The sequence below is a fragment of the Chryseobacterium aahli genome (assembly GCF_022699665.1).
Lineage (GTDB): Bacteria > Bacteroidota > Bacteroidia > Flavobacteriales > Weeksellaceae > Chryseobacterium > Chryseobacterium aahli.
On sequence record NZ_JALDNB010000001.1, the window covers coordinates 446,617 to 463,295 of the forward strand.

Annotated in this window: 15 protein-coding genes; 6 read left to right on the forward strand and 9 right to left on the reverse strand. The window is 34.7% G+C overall.

Annotated features, from left to right (window positions below; genetic code table 11):
• From MQX03_RS01920 to apaG, 5 genes are all read left to right on the forward strand, one after another.
• The gene (locus MQX03_RS01920; protein ID WP_129536859.1) at positions 1-1,269 is read left to right on the forward strand and encodes a glucose-1-phosphate adenylyltransferase; all 1,269 of its coding nucleotides are present in this window, start codon (positions 1-3) and stop codon (positions 1,267-1,269) included.
• A gap of 72 nt (positions 1,270-1,341) precedes the next feature.
• Positions 1,342-2,382 (forward strand): SRPBCC family protein, encoded by a 1,041-nt coding sequence (locus MQX03_RS01925; protein ID WP_242801033.1) that lies wholly within the window; start codon positions 1,342-1,344, stop codon positions 2,380-2,382.
• 124 nt (positions 2,383-2,506) lie between these two features.
• Complete coding sequence (locus MQX03_RS01930) at positions 2,507-5,323, forward strand: 2-oxoglutarate dehydrogenase E1 component (RefSeq protein ID WP_242801035.1); 2,817 nt, start codon at positions 2,507-2,509, stop codon at positions 5,321-5,323.
• Between the two features lie 38 nt (positions 5,324-5,361).
• Positions 5,362-6,615, forward strand: coding sequence for a 2-oxoglutarate dehydrogenase complex dihydrolipoyllysine-residue succinyltransferase (gene odhB / locus MQX03_RS01935; RefSeq protein WP_242801037.1), 1,254 nt, complete (start codon positions 5,362-5,364; stop codon positions 6,613-6,615).
• A gap of 81 nt (positions 6,616-6,696) precedes the next feature.
• Positions 6,697-7,083, forward strand: coding sequence for a Co2+/Mg2+ efflux protein ApaG (gene apaG, locus MQX03_RS01940; protein ID WP_129536863.1), 387 nt, complete (start codon positions 6,697-6,699; stop codon positions 7,081-7,083).
• Between the two features lie 388 nt (positions 7,084-7,471).
• On the opposite strand, the gene MQX03_RS01945 is transcribed toward apaG, so the two are convergent.
• From MQX03_RS01945 to MQX03_RS01955, 3 genes are read right to left on the reverse strand one after another with little or no spacing between them, the layout of a single operon-like run.
• Complete coding sequence (locus tag MQX03_RS01945; protein ID WP_242801039.1) at positions 7,472-8,026, reverse strand: 3'-5' exonuclease; 555 nt, start codon at positions 8,024-8,026, stop codon at positions 7,472-7,474.
• Positions 8,027-8,066: 40 nt separating this feature from the next.
• A complete protein-coding gene (locus MQX03_RS01950; RefSeq protein ID WP_242801041.1) occupies positions 8,067-9,050 on the reverse strand; it encodes a glycosyltransferase family 2 protein in 984 nt (327 codons plus the stop codon).
• Entirely contained in the window at positions 9,050-9,940 is an 891-nt protein-coding gene (locus MQX03_RS01955) for a lysophospholipid acyltransferase family protein (RefSeq protein ID WP_242801043.1), read from the reverse strand. Before MQX03_RS01955 ends, MQX03_RS01950 begins: the two co-directional genes overlap by 1 nt.
• Before the next feature lie 163 nt (positions 9,941-10,103).
• Here MQX03_RS01955 and MQX03_RS01960 point away from each other — a divergent pair, with 163 nt between their 5' ends.
• Positions 10,104-10,697 (forward strand): thioredoxin family protein, encoded by a 594-nt coding sequence (locus tag MQX03_RS01960; RefSeq protein WP_242801045.1) that lies wholly within the window; start codon positions 10,104-10,106, stop codon positions 10,695-10,697.
• Between the two features lie 33 nt (positions 10,698-10,730).
• Here the strand turns inward: MQX03_RS01960 and MQX03_RS01965 are convergent, their stop codons facing one another.
• The 6 genes from MQX03_RS01965 to MQX03_RS01990 all read right to left on the reverse strand — a co-directional run bounded on the left by MQX03_RS01965 (position 10,731) and on the right by MQX03_RS01990 (position 16,671).
• Positions 10,731-12,092, reverse strand: a complete 1,362-nt coding sequence (locus tag MQX03_RS01965) for an aldehyde dehydrogenase (RefSeq protein ID WP_242801047.1) — start codon at positions 12,090-12,092, stop codon at positions 10,731-10,733.
• Positions 12,093-12,197: 105 nt separating this feature from the next.
• Positions 12,198-12,716, reverse strand: coding sequence for a 50S ribosomal protein L9 (gene rplI, locus MQX03_RS01970; RefSeq protein ID WP_129536867.1), 519 nt, complete (start codon positions 12,714-12,716; stop codon positions 12,198-12,200).
• Between the two features lie 132 nt (positions 12,717-12,848).
• A complete protein-coding gene (gene rpsR / locus MQX03_RS01975) occupies positions 12,849-13,151 on the reverse strand; it encodes a 30S ribosomal protein S18 (protein ID WP_034757623.1) in 303 nt (100 codons plus the stop codon).
• Positions 13,152-13,184: 33 nt separating this feature from the next.
• Entirely contained in the window at positions 13,185-13,526 is a 342-nt protein-coding gene (gene rpsF / locus MQX03_RS01980; protein WP_242801049.1) for a 30S ribosomal protein S6, read from the reverse strand.
• Positions 13,527-13,659: 133 nt separating this feature from the next.
• Entirely contained in the window at positions 13,660-15,024 is a 1,365-nt protein-coding gene (locus MQX03_RS01985; RefSeq protein ID WP_242801051.1) for a chloride channel protein, read from the reverse strand.
• 327 nt (positions 15,025-15,351) lie between these two features.
• The gene (locus tag MQX03_RS01990) at positions 15,352-16,671 is read right to left on the reverse strand and encodes a dihydrolipoamide acetyltransferase family protein (protein WP_242801053.1); all 1,320 of its coding nucleotides are present in this window, start codon (positions 16,669-16,671) and stop codon (positions 15,352-15,354) included.
• Positions 16,672-16,679 lie beyond the last annotated feature (8 nt).

Below are 16,679 nucleotides of genomic sequence, written 5' to 3' on the forward strand. Positions count from 1 at the left end.
ATGAATCCAAATGTTATTTCAATCGTTTTGGGAGGAGGTAGAGGTACAAGGCTTTTTCCATTAACTTATTCAAGATCAAAACCCGCTGTTCCGATTGCCGGAAAGTACAGATTGGTTGATATTCCTATTTCTAATTGTTTGAATTCAGGTTTAAATAAAATCTTGGTTCTTACTCAGTTTAATTCAGCGTCATTAAATGCACATATCAAAAATTCTTACCATTTTGATATTTTCAGTAAAGGATTTGTAGATATTTTAGCAGCAGAGCAGAATGTTGAAAACGAAAGCTGGTTTCAGGGAACTGCCGATGCCGTACGTCAATCGATGAAGCATTTAGAAAAATATGATTATGAATATATTTTGATTCTTTCGGGAGATCAGCTGTATCAGATGGATTTTAATGCAATGCTTGATTTCCATATAGAAAATGGTGGTGATGTAACGATTGCTACAATTCCGGTGAATGCAAAAGATGCTACAGGTTTTGGAATTCTAAAATCTGATGAAGAAGGAAATATCACTTCTTTTATCGAAAAGCCAAGCTATGACCTTCTCAACGGTTTGCAGTCTGAAGTTTCAGATAAAAATAAAATGGAAGGTAAAGAATATTTAGCTTCAATGGGAATTTACATTTTTACAAAATCTATTTTAAAGAAAATGTTTGAGGATGGAGCGGGTGATGACTTTGGTAAAGATATTATTCCAAGCTCAATCGGGAAGTACAGTACTTTAAGCTATCAATATGAAGGATATTGGACGGATATTGGAACCATCGAGTCATTTTATGAAGCGAATTTAGATCTTTGTCAGGATTTCCCGCAGTTTAATCTGTTTTCTTCTTCACCGATTTATACAAGAGCGAGAATGCTTCCACCATCAAAAATCAACGGTTCTTATGTAAGTAAGGCTATTTTTGGAGATGGATGTATCGTTATGGCAGATAAAATTGAAAATTCAATCATAGGCCATAGAACAAGGATAGATAAAGGAAGTACAATCGTGAATTCTTATGTAATGGGTGCCGACTTTTATCAAAACACAAAAGAAATTGTTATAAATGACAGCAAAGGGCAACCCAATATGGGAATCGGAAAATACTGTTATATCGAAAAAGCAATTTTAGATAAAAACTGTTACATCGGCGATAATGTGAGAATCATTGGTGGTAAGCACATGGAAGACGGAGATTACGGAACACACTCTGTTCAGGACGGAATTGTCGTTGTGAAGAAAGGAGCTGTTTTGCCTCCTGGAACCCATATCGGATAATAATTTAAACAACATAGAAACTAGAGTGATCAATATATTGGTCACTTTTTTTATTTGTATTACTTTTGTGCGATGCGTTTTTTCAAAATCATAGCCGTAATTATTTCTTTGCTTGTGGGAGCTTATGCTGCTTCTATGTACTTTTTCGTTGACGAAAGCAAAAGTTTCAAAGTAGAAAAAGAGATTGATTTTCCTTTAGATAAAGTGTTTAATCAGTTTAATAATTTACAGCATTTCACAAGATGGAATAATTTCTTTACGAGTTCAAAAACCATTACCATCGATTATTACACACCCTACGAAGGACAGGGAAGTGCAATCAGCTATAATGATCCTAAAAGCGAAGACGGCGGCGAAATGTTTATCCGCTACGAAAATCACAACAAAACTTTAAGGTATCAGCTTTTTGAAGATGAGGATGAAAACCCGACTTTAATTGATGTTAAATTTAAAGCCATTTCAGCAGAAAAGACGAAGATTACCTGGTTTGTACATACTCCGAAATTATCTGTTTTAACGAGAGCTCAAAATTTCTGGACCGAAGATAAATTCACCGACAATATTGATAAAAGTATGGTGAATCTAAAAAATGTTTTGGGAAATAAAGTTTCAAAAGACAATCAACTGGCTTCGATAAAATATGACAGCCTGATTGTTGAGAAAGAAGACGCAAAGATGATCTTGGGAGTAAGCGTAAGTACATCCAATAAAAAAGATGCATTGTACAAAAATATTGTGATGAATTACAATAAAGTTTACAATTATGTAACGATGGATTTAGGCAAAAAAGATGATGAATTTGGTTACCCAATCCTGATTACTGATGCAGATAATTTCAAAGACAACGAAGTTTCTTATTATTTCGGAATTCCTTTATCGAAGAAATTTGGAGTTAATGACAATAATTTCAGCTTCAGATCCGTAAGTCCGACTCAGAATTATGTGATTTATTATAAGGGAGCTTACACAGGAAGAGTAAAAGCAATTCAACAATTAATACAAAAAGCGAAAACTGACGAAATGCGATATGGTGACATTTATCAGACATTCATAGAGCCGCCTTTAGAGAATCAGGATGTCAATATGAAGCTTTCGTTATCTGTTTATAAATAAATATGATACAAATCATTCCTTTATGTTTTTTTTAATAGTTTGAGGCTGTCCCAAGTCGGTTTTTTTTATTAAATTTGAAGATTAATACGACTAACAAAATTTAATAAATAGACCAACTGTAATAATGGACAGATTTTCATTCCTAAACGCAGCTCATTCTCAGTTAATTGAGGATTTATACCAACAATACTTAAAATTTCCGGACTCTTTAGAACCATCATGGAAAGCCTTTTTTCAAGGCTTTGATTTTGCATTGGAGAATTATTCTGATGAAGAAGACATTCAGCAAATCAAAAACGTGGGAAATTCTTCTTCTGCAGTTCAACAGATTTCTCAGGCGGCTTCAAACGGTGAAGTTCCTGAGCACATCAAGAAAGAATTTAAGGTGGTAAATCTTATCGAAGCTTACAGAACGAGAGGCCATTTGTTTACAAAAACCAATCCTGTCCGTGAGAGAAGGCATTATACACCAACTTTAGATATAGAAAATTTCGGTCTTTCTCAGTCAGATCTGAATACCAAATTTAACTGTGCTACAGAAACGGGAATGAAAGGTCCTGCAACTCTTCAAGAGTTGATTACCCATCTAGAACATATTTATTGCGACTCTATTGGTGTAGAATATACGTATATCAATAATGTTGAGGAGAAAGAGTTTATCAAGCAGTGGCTTCAGGTAAACGAAAATCATCCAAGCCTTAATGCTAACGAAAAAACTGAGATTTTACTTAAATTAAATCAGGCTGTAGCATTTGAAAATTATCTTCATACAAAATTTGTAGGTCAGAAAAGATTCTCATTAGAAGGTGGTGAATCTCTGATTCCTGCTTTGGATCAGTTGATTTCAAGATCTTCACAATTGGGAGTTGATGAGGTTGTTCTAGGGATGGCTCACAGAGGAAGATTAAATGTTTTAACTAATATCTTCGGGAAATCTTATAAGCAGATTTTCTCAGAATTTGAAGGAAAAGAATTTGAAGAAGATGTATTCTCAGGTGATGTGAAATATCACTTAGGTTCATCTAAAAAAATAAAAACAGCGTCCGGAGAAGAAGTTTCTATTAACTTAACTCCGAACCCATCTCACTTAGAAACTGTTTCTGCTTTGGTAGAAGGTATTTGCCGAGCTAAAGTTGATGACAGATACAAAGGTGATTATTCTAAAATTTTACCAATCGTTATTCACGGTGATGGTGCATTGGCTGGTCAGGGTATTGCTTACGAAGTTGCTCAGATGATGACTTTAGAAGGGTATAAAACGGGAGGTACAGTTCATATCGTTGTAAATAATCAGGTTTCATTTACAACTAATTATATGGACGCAAGGTCTTCTACCTATTGTACAGATGTTGCAAAGGTAACAGAATCTCCTGTAATGCATGTAAATGCTGATGATGCTGAAGCGGTAGTTCATGCAATTCACTTTGCGGCTGATTTCAGAGCAAAATTTGGTAAAGATGTTTATATTGATTTATTAGGATATAGAAAATATGGTCATAACGAAGGGGATGAGCCAAGATTTACACAACCTAACTTGTATAAATTAATTTCAAAACATCCGAATCCAAGAGAGATTTATAAAGATAAACTGTTGAAAGATAACATTACATCAAACGATGTAATTGCAAAAATGGAAACAGAATTCAAAGCGCTTTTAGATAAAGACTTTGATGCTTCTAAGGAAATCGAGAAAAATGTGATGGATATTTTCATGGCAGATGATTGGACGAATTTCCCTATTGCAAAAAGAGGTGCTGTGCAAGATGCTGTTGATACAGGATATGATTTAGCTAAACTGAAAGAATTAGCAATCAAAATGTCAACGCTTCCTGCTGATAAAAAATTCATCAATAAAATTACAAGACTTTTTGATAACAGAATCAAAGCTATTGAGGCAAACTCTTTAGACTGGGCTCTTGGAGAATGGCTGGCTTATGCTACACTTCTTGTTGAAGGTCACAACATCAGAATTTCTGGTGAAGATGTGGAAAGAGGAACGTTCTCTCACAGACACGCTGTTGTAAAAACTGAAGATACTGAGGAAGAATATGTTCCTTTAAAAGAAGTTTCAGAGAGCAGATTTGATGTTTTCAATTCTCACCTTTCTGAATACGGAGTTTTAGGATTTGATTATGGTTATGCAATGGCATCTCCTAATACTTTGACAATTTGGGAAGCACAGTTTGGAGATTTCGTAAATGGAGCGCAGATTATCGTTGACCAATATTTAGCTGCAGCAGAAGAAAAATGGAAAATTCAGGATGGTTTGGTAATGTTATTACCTCATGGTTCAGAAGGTCAAGGAGCAGAACACTCTTCAGCGAGACTAGAAAGATTCTTAACGCTTTGTGCAAACGAAAATATGGTAGTGGCGAATATTACTTCTCCAGCCAATTATTTCCACTTGTTGAGAAGACAGTTGAAATGGTCATTCAGAAAGCCATTAATTGTGATGAGTCCAAAATCATTGTTAAGACATCCGAAAGTGGTTTCTCCGCTTGAAGATTTCTCAAACAAAGGATTCCAGCCTATCTTAGATGATCCAACTGCAGACCCTGCGAAAGTTGAAAAATTAGTATTGTGTTCAGGTAAATTATACTTCGAATTATTAGCTAAAAAAGAAGAATTAAATTGTGAAAATGTTGCTTTGGTGAGATTTGAGCAGTTATATCCTCTTCAAAATGATGCTATCGAAGCTGTTTTTGCTAAATATGAAAACAAAAAATCAATCATTTGGGCTCAGGAAGAACCAGAAAATATGGGAGCTTGGTCTTATATCTTGAGAAACTTCAGAGATACAGGAATTCAGGTTATTTCTCCGGTACCAAGTGGTGCTCCGGCTCCTGGAAGTCACAAAATGTTTGAGAAAAACCAAAACTTAGTGATCAACAGAGTTTTTGACAGAGATGATGCTCCTGCTAAAAGACCTGTAACAGCTTAATTATAATAAATATCCATTAAAAAAATAAAAAATACGATATGTCAATTTTAGAAATGAAAGTTCCTTCACCGGGAGAATCAATTACAGAAGTTGAAATTGCAACTTGGCTTGTAAAAGATGGTGATTATGTACAAAAAGATCAACCAATCGCTGAAGTAGATTCAGACAAGGCAACTTTAGAATTACCTGCAGAAGAGAGTGGTGTTATCACTTTAAAAGCTGAAGAAGGTGATGTAGTACAGGTAGGTCAGGTTGTTTGTTTAATTGATATGGATGCTGCTAAACCAGAAGGTGGTGCTGCTCAGGCTGCTGAAGCTCCAAAACAGGAAGAAGCGCCTAAAGCTGCTGCTGAACCTGCAAAAGTAGAAGCTCCAAAACCAGCTCCTGCTGCTCCTCAATCTTATGCTACAGGTGCTCCGTCTCCTGCTGCAAAGAAAATTCTTGACGAAAAAGGAATTGATGCTTCTCAGGTTTCAGGATCTGGAAGAGACGGAAGAATCTCTAAATCTGACGCTGAATTAGCTGCTGTTCCTGCAATGGGCGGAAGTTCTTTAACAGCTACAGGTGCAAGATCTACTACAACGACTAAACTTTCAGTTCTTAGAAGAAAAATCGCTCAAAGATTGGTTTCTGTAAAGAACGAAACGGCTATGTTGACGACTTTCAACGAAGTTGATATGTCTGAAATTTTTAGACTAAGAAAATTATATAAAGAAGAATTTGCTCAAAAACACGGAGTTGGACTTGGTTTCATGTCTTTCTTCACAAAAGCGGTTACAAGAGCATTACAAATGTATCCTGATGTAAATGCATCGATAGACGGAGATTTCAAAATTAATTACGATTTCTGCGATATTTCAATTGCCGTTTCAGGTCCTAAAGGATTGATGGTTCCGGTATTGAGAAATGCTGAAAACATGTCTTTCGCAAACGTGGAAGGAAACATTAAAGACTTAGCAATCAAAGTAAGAGACGGTAAAATTACGGTTGACGAAATGACTGGAGGTACTTTCACGATTACAAACGGAGGTACTTTCGGATCAATGTTGTCTACGCCAATTATCAACCCGCCACAATCTGCAATCTTAGGAATGCACAATATCATCCAAAGACCAGTTGCGGTTGACGGACAAGTTGTGATTCGTCCAATGATGTATGTTGCGATGTCTTATGACCACAGAATTATCGACGGTAAAGAATCTGTAGGATTCCTTGTTGCGGTAAAAGAAGGTATCGACAATCCGGTAGAAATTCTATTGGGTGGAGACGAGAAGAAAGGTCTTGGATTATAATTAATTATTTCCTGGAACATCATATACAATCTCGCCTTCAAAAAAGGCGAGATTTTTGTATCAAATAATAAAACGAACAAAATGTTTTCTAAAATTACTTCGAATATTAAGGTGTCTGTGACCCCTGAATATGATAGCAAAAATTCCTATCCTTCTGAAAACCGATTTGTTTTTAAATACAACATCGTGATAGAAAATGAAGGAGATTTTCCTATCAAAATTCTAAAAAGAAAATGGCTCATCTTTGACGTAGGATTTGGTTTCACTGAGGTTGTAGGAGATGGTGTAATCGGTCTCACTCCCGATATACAGCCCAATGATCAGTTCGCTTATTTTTCAAACGTTATGCTGCGTTCAGGCGTCGGAAATATGAGTGGAATGTATTTGGTAAGAAACGAAGAAACTCATGAGAATTTTGAGATTGATATTCCAAAATTCAATTTACTTTCCGCTATTCTTGTCAATTGATATTCGCAAAAATGAATTAAATACAGATTATTTTGGTAGCAATTTGACGTTGTTGAGTAAATAGTTTTTTTTTAATGGCAGCTATTTCCGCCTTCCGCTCCCAATTTTTTTGTTTTAAAAAACAAAAAAGATTTCCGCTCAAGTCGGGCTGCGATTTTTACATTAATTAAAGTGATGAAACATTTCAAAATTTGTAAGTGTTTTAAGACTTGTGACGAAATATTAGGCATAAAAATTAATTGCTCCGTAGGAGCAAAATCTGTGTAGAAATTTATGTCAACATGAAAAGGTGCATTCCGTAGTAACGCTATCTCTTTTTAGCTTTGAAAATCTATATTGTAGGAAATGAAATTTCAATAAAAAATGAAATTCATTATCCTTCTAAAAATCACAATTTCTTAAGCTTAGCCTGAAAACATTCGTGAATTTCATCTGTACTTGTAATAATCAGTTTTTCAAACCCTAACAAAGCAATTCTTGCACAAGCTTCAGCATCATCGCCAGCTCTGTGGTGATTAAATTTGATTTGATGGTGTTCTGCTAAATGTTTTAAACCATATTTAGGAAGATAATTCCATGATTTTTTTGCCACCTGAATGCTGCAGAGATAATTCAAATTAGGTTTAAACATTCCATAGTAATCAAGACAACTTCTCAAAACTCCCGCATCAAAACTTGCATTGTGAGCAATCATTAAATTTCCGTACATCATTTCCTGAACTTCGTACCAGATTTCATCAAAAGTAGGAGCGTCTTTCACATCTGTTGGAATGATACCGTGCACATCAATATTTCTTTGGTTAAAATAAGGAAAGCTGGGAGGCTTGATCAGCCATGTTTTGGTCGATACAATCTGTGAATTTTCAACCACGCAAATTCCCAATTCGCAAGCCGAATGTCTTTCGTGAGTGGCCGTTTCAAAATCTATTGCGCAGAAATCCATGTGATTTTTATAATTGATGAATGGTTATTGATAAATGATTTTAACTCTTTTTATTTCCTAAAAAATGTTTAAAAATCAACCATTCAGTTTGATAATACTTTTTGATCTGATTTTTTTGACGAAGTTTTAAAGTGCCAGGAATCTGAGCATAGAAACCAAAATGACCTCGTAAAACTGCCCAAAGATGAGAGAAACCATTTTTATAGGCAAAATAGAAAGCTGCAGCTCCATCTAATATCATTCTTGAAAATAATATCCAAATTAAATTTGGAAAAGGTAAGTTTTTCAACATCATCGAAAGATTATTTCTGATGTTGAGAAAAGTCTTTTGCGGACTTTGTTTATTTAAAGTTCCACCTCCAACGTGATATATTTTTGATTGCCCGGTGTAATATATTTTTCTTCCTGAATTTATTAATCTCCAGCATAAATCAATTTCTTCCTGATGCGCAAAAAATCTTTCATCAAAACCATTTTGCTCCCAAAAATCTTTGGATCTTATAAAAAAGCAACATCCCGAAGCCCAAAAAATTTCAGTCTCATCATCATATTGGCCTTTGTCTTCTTCCACATCATCAAAAACTCGCCCTCTGCAATAAGGATAGCCTAAGTTATCAATCAATCCGCCTCCGGCTCCTGCAAATTCGAAATATTTTTTATTTGAGTAAGATAAAATTTTAGGCTGAATTGCTGCTATTTTTTGGTCTTTCTTAAATAAATTTAAAACCGGTTCAATCCAATTTTCGGTAACTTCTACGTCTGAATTCAGAAGACAGTAAAATTCTGCATTAATCGATTTTAAACCTTCATTATATCCACCTGCAAAACCATAATTTTTATCATTTAAAACAATCTTAACAGTTGGAAATTTGAATTTTAAAAAGTCTACGGAATCATCATCAGAAAAATTATCGATGACATAAATCTCAGCATTTTGAGAATAGTTGATTACACTTGGAAGAAATTTTTCTAACCAGCTTTTCCCGTTCCAGTTGAGGATAACAATGGCTAAGTTTTCTGACATTAATATTTAAATTTTTCAGAATCAAAAGTTTTAATAGAATCCTGATATTTCCATTTTCTATGTGACCAAAGGTAATTGTCGGGTCTTTTTTTGATGGTATTTTCTAATAATTGATGGAATTTTCTTACCACTTCATTGGTTACAAATTTTTCTCCTTCCGGCTCCATTCTGTAATAATTGATTTGATAATGGCCGCGTTTTACCTTTTTCATTTCTGTATAGATAAATACTAAATCCATTCTGGTTGCTAATTTGTCATAGCCAATAAAAGCAGGTGTTCTTTGATTAAGAAATTCTAATCCGTAGTTCACATGAGAAGAATGCGGAGTCTGATCAGCAACAAAAAGATAAATGGAATCGCCATTGTTTTTGTTTCTTAAGATATTCATAATTACCTCGTTGGCTTCTAAGGCTGTGTTGCCAAATTTACTTCTCACTTTTTTCATTTGATCTTCCCAAAAAGTGCTGTTCACTTTTCTATAAACGGGATGACAGTTGGTTTGAGGAACCACAGTAGCCAAAGTATTCATCCATTCCCAATTGAAAACGTGACCTGCCAGTAAAATGACATTTTTACCTTCATCTTTAGCTTCTTGAAATAAGTGTTGATTGATGTGCTGCATCCTGACCTTGGTTTCTGTTTCAGACATGGTAAAAGATTTTACAGTTTCTATAAGATAATCTGAAAAATTTAAGTAAAATTTCTTTCTTATTTCTGCAATCTCTTCGTTTGATTTTTCGGGAAATGAATTTTTAAGATTCTGCGTGATTATTTTTTTTCTGTATCCTACAAAATAGTAATTCAGGAAGAAGATAATGTCCGAAAAAATATATAATATTCTTAGCGGTATTTTAGAAATCAAGTAAAGTATTTTGATCAGAAAATTCATAAAGTCTACAAATTTAGTAATAATAAAATTATGGTTTCATTTTTGCTACAAATAAGTATTATTTTTTTAATTTTATAGTATGAAATCGCCATGATCTGGAAGCACAAATCCCAATAAAAATTAGGCGATTGCATACGACCTTTAAAACAATTATAATTTACGTATGAAAAAGATATCAAAAAATTTAGCAATTCTCAGTTTTCTTACATTAGGAAGTACTGTATTTGCTCAAGATATAAAAGAAACAAGCTCAAGTGTTAAAAACTCTAACGACAAAGCGCTTATTGTATCACCCGAACAAATTGCCGAACAAGAAGCTAAAAAGAAAGCAGCACTAGCTGAAAAAGCTAAGTTGCCAAAACCGTATGACGCTAAAGCCAATGCTGAAAAAGATATCGAAAATTTAGTGGCAAAAGCGAAAAGGGAAAATAAGAACATTATGATTCAGGCGGGAGGAAACTGGTGTATCTGGTGTTTAAGATTTAACCAATACGTTCAGACAACTCCGGAATTGAAGAAGTTAGTTGATGACAACTATTTGTATTATCACCTAAATTATTCACCAGAGAATAAAAACGAAAAAGTTTTTTCTAAATATGGAAATCCCGGTGACGAATTCGGTTATCCTGTATTCATCGTTCTAGATCAGAACGGAAAGATGATTCATGTGCAGAAAAGTGATGTTTTGGAAGAAGATAAAGGCTACAGCTTAGAAAAAGTAAAAGAATTTTTCAAAAACTGGACGACAAAAGCATAAAAGTAAAACCGAGAAATTTCTCGGTTTTTTATTTTATAAAAGTTTCTTAATCCACTTTATTTTATTTTCAGAGTAGGGTGGATATTTCAAATCTGGTTCTCCCCAAGTTGCACGGTCAAGGATTGCTTTTTGATGTGAAAAAGTTTCAAAACCAAATTTTCCATGATAGCTTCCCATTCCAGAGTTTCCGACTCCGCCAAAAGGAAGATTGTCGTTTCCTAAGTGCATGACCACATCATTGATACAGCCACCGCCAAAGGATAGTTTTTGAGTAAATAGATTTTTCTCTTCATTATTATTGGTGAAAATATAGGCTGATAAAGGTTTTTCCAATTCTAAAATTGAGTTTAAAGCTTGGTGGAAATTGGTAAATGAAATTACAGGCAAGATAGGTCCGAAAATTTCGTCCTGCATCACATCATCTTCCCAATTGACATTATCTAAAATCGTTGGCTCGATATAAAGATTTTCTTCATTAAAGTTTCCTCCAAAATATACTTTCTGTGGGTCGATTAATTGGGTAAGCCTTTCAAAGTTTTTCTTATTGATAATTCTTGTGTACTGTTCGGAATTTGACTCGTATCTAAATTCCGCAATAAATTTTTTCAACGATTCTAAGAATTGTTCTTTCACAGATTCTTCCACTAAAATATAATCCGGAGCAACGCAGGTTTGTCCGGCATTTAAAAATTTCCCCCAGACAATTCTCTTGGCCGCAACTTCTATATTGGCTTCTTTCGTAACGATTACAGGCGATTTCCCACCTAATTCTAAGGTTACGGGTGTCAAATGTTCTGCGGCGGCTTTGTAAACGATTTTGCCCACCTTTGTGCTTCCGGTGAAAAATATTTTGTCAAATTTTAATTTTAAAATTTCAGTAGTTTCATCAATTCCGCCCTCAACAACATAAATGTATTCCGGTGGAAAATTTTCGTTGATTATTTTCGCCATTGCTTTCATTGTATTTTCGGCAATTTCACTTGGTTTTAAAATACAGCAGTTTCCGGCGGCAATTGAGGCTATTAAAGGCGATAAAGAAAGTTGATAAGGGTAATTCCAAGCTCCGATGATTAAAGTACAACCAAGAGGTTCAGAGTGGATTTTGCTGGTCGCAATCTGATTGGCTAAATTGGTTGTGACTTTCTTTGGTTTTGAAAGTGAGTTTAAATTTTTCAAATAATAATCAATATCTTTTATAACAAATGAAATCTCCGTAACATATGTTTCAAACTGAGATTTTCCAAAATCTTTATCAATCGCTTCATAAAGAAAATTTTCATTCTGAATAATTAAATCTCTCAGCTTTTCGAGATACATTTTTCTGAATTTTAAATTCTTCGTTTTTTGCGTGTTGAAAAATTCCCTTTGGGAGTGGAGTATATCTTGATAATTCATTCTTTATTGAAAGTAAATTACGGTAAAAAATATGCCAAAGTATAGCCATAAAAAAACCACTTCTTGCGAAGTGGTTAATATATTTGAGAAAATCTCTTTAGAATCTTAAGCTTCTTCAGAAGGAGTTTCTTCTACTGCAACTTTTTTAGGAGCAGCTGGTTTAGGAGCTTCTACCGGAGCATCAGATACTACATCAAACTCGAAGTTGTATTCTACATTTCTGTGAAGTCTAACTACTGCAGTTACTTTACCAGTTCTCTTAATCGTGTTTCCTGGGATTTTGATGTATTTCTTCTCAACTTGTACACCAGCTTTAGCCAATGCTGCAGAAAGATCTGCATTGTTGATAGATCCGAATAATTTGTCACCAGAACCTACTTTTGCAGGAATAGTGATAGAAGTTTTTTTCAATTGATCTACTACAGCGTTTGCAGCAGCAACTAATTTAGCTTCTTCTTCTTTTCTAGCTTCCAACGTAGCTTCTAAAGTCGCTTTGTTTTTTGGTGTAGCTAAAAGAGCGATCCCTTGAGGTAACAAGAAGTTTCTTGCATAACCTGGTTTTACATTTACTGTATCGAATTCAAGACCTAAATTTTCTACGTCTTTTTTAAGGATAATTTCCATTGTTGTTGTCCGTTTTAGAGTTCCGAGTTCCGATTATTCATCGGGTTTCTCTTCACTTCGTTAGAATTTAATATTAATTCAGCAACAAAAGCCAAAAGCTAAAAGCTAGTAGCCAATTGCTAATTGCAATTTTTACTTTAATAAGTCAGCTACGTAAGGCATCATTGCAAGGTGTCTTGCTCTTTTGATAGCCGAAGAAACTTTTCTTTGGTATTTTAAAGAAGTACCAGTGTATCTTCTTGGTAAAATTTTACCTTGTTCGTTAACGAACTGTAATAAGAAATCAGCGTCTTTGTAATCAACGTGCTTGATTCCGAATTTTTTGAATCTACAGTACTTTTTATCAGTTTTTGTATTGATATCAAGTGGAGTAAGGAATTTTACTTCAGATTCACCTCCAGCAGAGGCTTGTTTAGCCATATCATCTATTGCCATGTCTTTGTCTTTTTTAAATTTGGGTTAGTAATATTAAGCTCTTGAAGCTTTAAGTTTAGATCTTCTAGTTACAGCGTACTCTAAAGCGTGCTTGTCTAGTTTTGTAGTAAGGTAACGAATTACTCTTTCGTCACGTTTGAATGCCAATTCTAAGTCAGCAACTACAGTTCCTTCACCTTTAAACTCGATTAAAGTGTAGAATCCATTCTTTTTTAATTGAATTGGATAAGCTAATTTCTTCAATCCCCAATTTTCTCTAGTGACAATCTCACAGTTTTTTTCTTTGATAAGATCTTCAAATTTTTTCACTGCTTCCTCCACCTGAGCATCAGATAGAACGGGAGTTAAAATGAAAACAGTTTCGTAATTGTTCATAATGTAAATGAATTTGTTAATTATTTCGAGGTGCAAAAATATGAATTATATTTATAATACACAATGAATCAGATATTATATGATGAAATTATTTAATGATTTTTGTTGATTTAAAATTTTAAATAGAAAAAATCTAAACCGTTTCATTTTCTTTACTTCTAATTTCAGTAAGAAAGTTTACTTTTAATACATCATACAAAGAATGTCTGCTCACTAAAATAGAGGCTATAGAAGATACCATTCCGGCTAACATCAAGTGGAAAATCAACGAATGTCTGTCAGTCATTTCTAAAACAATGATCGCTGAAGTAAATGGAGCTCTGGTAATTCCTGTTAAAAAAGCGACCATCCCTGCGAGAATCACAACATTCGTTTCATTTGGTGTTAAACGAATTGCTCCAGAAATTACCGATCCTATACTAGCACCCGCCGTTAAAGCCGGAGCAAAAATTCCACCTGCACCACCAGAAGTAAATGATAATGCGGGACCCAACATTCTTAAAATAGGAACATACCAATCTTCATGTTTGTCCTGAGTGAAAAGGACACGCTCCATAATTTCTTTTCCTGAACCTAAAACTTCTCGGCTGATAAAAAAGGATATACAAGCGATTATTAAAGCAGAACCAATAAGAAATAGAACATTGGCTTTATCTGTTTTCAATTTTCTCTTTTTCCAGTCATTCATTTTGAGCATGGTTACCGAAAGCTGACTTGCCAAAATTCCTGCAACTCCACCCACCAAAATAATTGGAAACATCACCATTAATGAAACATCATTCGTTTTAGGGTATCCTAAATATAAATAGGAACCCGCTAAAGTCTGAGCCGTTAAACCCGCAATAATAACTGCCGTGAAAAGTGCTGTTTTAAAGTAATTGATATGCGTCTTTGAAAGTTCCTCCACTGCAAATACAATTCCTCCAAGAGGTGTGTTGAAAGCAGCTGCCAATCCGGCTGCGGCGCCAGTCATAATCATATTTTTCTTCGAAATTTTCGGCCACCATTCGGGAAGATATTCATTTACTTTCCTAAAAATTGAACCAGCGATCTGAATAGTTGGTCCTTCACGACCGACTGCGCCGCCACCAATTACCAAAACTACAGATGAAATTATTTTAAAAACAATAATTTTTAAGCTTAAAAGACTTCGGATTTTTTTATGTTCCTTCGGATTTGCCAATTCTACGGCAGCCATCACTTGTGGAATTCCGCTCCCTTTTGCGTAAGGTGCAAATTCTTTTACCAGCCACCATGAAAGTACAAAACCAACCGGAGCGATGAAGAAAATCATCCAATCATGCCAGTTGAGAATGAAGTGTAATAAATTTTCACCCCAAGCAAATATTTTCGCATACATTACTGCAAAAAAGCCCGTAATCACCGAACCAATCCAAAAGGGAATAGCCTGAAGCAGATTGTGCTTCAGCTGTTCGTTTCGGATGTTGTCGAAAGATTTTTTGAGACCTTTGCGAATCGATAACAAAATTTTGCGCATAACTCAAATCTAAACTATTTTTTACGAATATGAAAATTTTAAAACAAATTCAGATGAATAAATTTTGAAATTCATAATGCATATGGTTTTTGAAAATTTCCTTGAATTTAAATCTAAAAACACATAAGTATTATTAAGAATAAAATAAAACTGAATACCAAAGATTTTTTAACCTTAAATGTTCTCACTATGATTGATTTTTGTAAATCTTAAATAACTTAAGTGTTTAAAAAAATGAATAGGATATTCCATAAAAAAACCTCCGAAAAAAATTCGAAGGTTATATTTAAAAGTATTGGCAATTACTCATTACCAACTACTCATTACTTATATTTCAGTGTTCAAATCCCAGTTTTGAAGATAATCGTGAACGTGCTTCAGCATCATTCCACCTAAAGAACCGTCTACAACTCTGTGATCGTAAGAATGAGACATGAACATCAACTGACGGATTGCGATTACATCACCATCTTTAGTTTCAAGAACTGCAGGTTTTTTAACAATAGCTCCGATTGCCATAATTGCAACCTGAGGTTGAGGGATAATAGGAGTTCCCATCAAGTTTCCGAAGCTTCCTACGTTAGAAATCGTGTATGTTGCACCTTGAGTATCTTCAGGTCTTAATTTTTTATTTCTTGCTCTGTAAGCCAAATCGTTGATTGCTTTTGCTAAACCTGACAATGATAACTGATCCGCATTTTTAATTACAGGAACAATAAGATTTCCGTCTGGTAAAGCGGTTGCCATACCGATGTTGATATTTTTCTTTTTAATGATATTATCACCGTTGATAGAAACGTTGATCATCGGGAAATCCTGAATAGCTTTTACAATCGCTTTCACAAAAATCGGCATGAAAGTCAATTTTTCACCTTCACGTTTTTCGAACATATCTTTGTTTTTCGCTCTCCATTTTACAACGTTGGTAACGTCTGTTTCGATGAAAGAGGTTACGTGAGGAGCAATATGTTTTGCTTTCACCATGTTTTCAGCGATGATTTTTCTCATTCTGTCCATAGGAATAATCTCGTCACCTGCAGCTACAGAAATTGTAGAAGCCGGAGCTGAAGTTACTGCTGGTGGAGTAGAAGCTGCCTGAACCGGAGTTGCTTGTTGCTGAACAGCCTGCTGAGGCTGGTTTCCTCTGTTGGAAACGTGTGATAAAATATCTTCTTTGGTAATTCTTCCTTCCAAACCGCTTCCTTTGATGGTTTTCAGTTCAGATTCAGAAATATTTTCTTGTTGAGCGATAGATTTTACTAGTGGAGATAAATAAAGGTCTCCCGAAAATTCTACGTGAGAAGTAGCTGTTGGATTTAAAGGCTCTTCAATTGCTTTGATCGTTTCTGCATCCGGAGATGAAGTTTCAGATTTTACTTCTTCAGTATTTGTACTTCCGCCTTCTCCTTCAATCTCTAAAATAGCAATGGCTTCACCTACTTTTGCAACTTCGTCTTTTTGTTTTAAGATCTTTATGATTTTCCCCGAAACCGGTGTTGGTACATCCGAGTCTACCTTGTCTGTTGCAATTTCTACTACCGAATCATCTTCTTTTACCTGATCACCTTCATTGAATAACCAAGTGATCACCGTAGCTTCCATCACGCCTTCACCCATAGAAGGAAGCAATAATTTGTATTCTGCCATTTTCTAAT

Excerpts from the sequence above, each read along its gene's own strand:
- MQX03_RS01960 (WP_242801045.1), top strand. The coding sequence starts at position 10,104 with ATGAAAAAGATATCAAAAAATTTAGCAATTCTCAGTTTTCTTACATTA.
- rplI (WP_129536867.1), bottom strand. The coding sequence starts at position 12,716 with ATGGAAATTATCCTTAAAAAAGACGTAGAAAATTTAGGTCTTGAATTC.
- apaG (WP_129536863.1), top strand. The coding sequence starts at position 6,697 with ATGTTTTCTAAAATTACTTCGAATATTAAGGTGTCTGTGACCCCTGAA.
- MQX03_RS01925 (WP_242801033.1), top strand. The coding sequence starts at position 1,342 with ATGCGTTTTTTCAAAATCATAGCCGTAATTATTTCTTTGCTTGTGGGA.
- odhB (WP_242801037.1), top strand. The coding sequence starts at position 5,362 with ATGTCAATTTTAGAAATGAAAGTTCCTTCACCGGGAGAATCAATTACA.
- rpsF (WP_242801049.1), bottom strand. The coding sequence starts at position 13,526 with ATGAACAATTACGAAACTGTTTTCATTTTAACTCCCGTTCTATCTGAT.
- MQX03_RS01955 (WP_242801043.1), bottom strand. The coding sequence starts at position 9,940 with ATGAATTTTCTGATCAAAATACTTTACTTGATTTCTAAAATACCGCTA.
- MQX03_RS01950 (WP_242801041.1), bottom strand. The coding sequence starts at position 9,050 with ATGTCAGAAAACTTAGCCATTGTTATCCTCAACTGGAACGGGAAAAGC.
- rpsR (WP_034757623.1), bottom strand. The coding sequence starts at position 13,151 with ATGGCAATAGATGATATGGCTAAACAAGCCTCTGCTGGAGGTGAATCT.
- MQX03_RS01965 (WP_242801047.1), bottom strand. The coding sequence starts at position 12,092 with ATGAATTATCAAGATATACTCCACTCCCAAAGGGAATTTTTCAACACG.
- MQX03_RS01920 (WP_129536859.1), top strand. The coding sequence starts at position 1 with ATGAATCCAAATGTTATTTCAATCGTTTTGGGAGGAGGTAGAGGTACA.
- MQX03_RS01930 (WP_242801035.1), top strand. The coding sequence starts at position 2,507 with ATGGACAGATTTTCATTCCTAAACGCAGCTCATTCTCAGTTAATTGAG.
- MQX03_RS01985 (WP_242801051.1), bottom strand. The coding sequence starts at position 15,024 with ATGCGCAAAATTTTGTTATCGATTCGCAAAGGTCTCAAAAAATCTTTC.
- MQX03_RS01990 (WP_242801053.1), bottom strand. The coding sequence starts at position 16,671 with ATGGCAGAATACAAATTATTGCTTCCTTCTATGGGTGAAGGCGTGATG.
- MQX03_RS01945 (WP_242801039.1), bottom strand. The coding sequence starts at position 8,026 with ATGGATTTCTGCGCAATAGATTTTGAAACGGCCACTCACGAAAGACAT.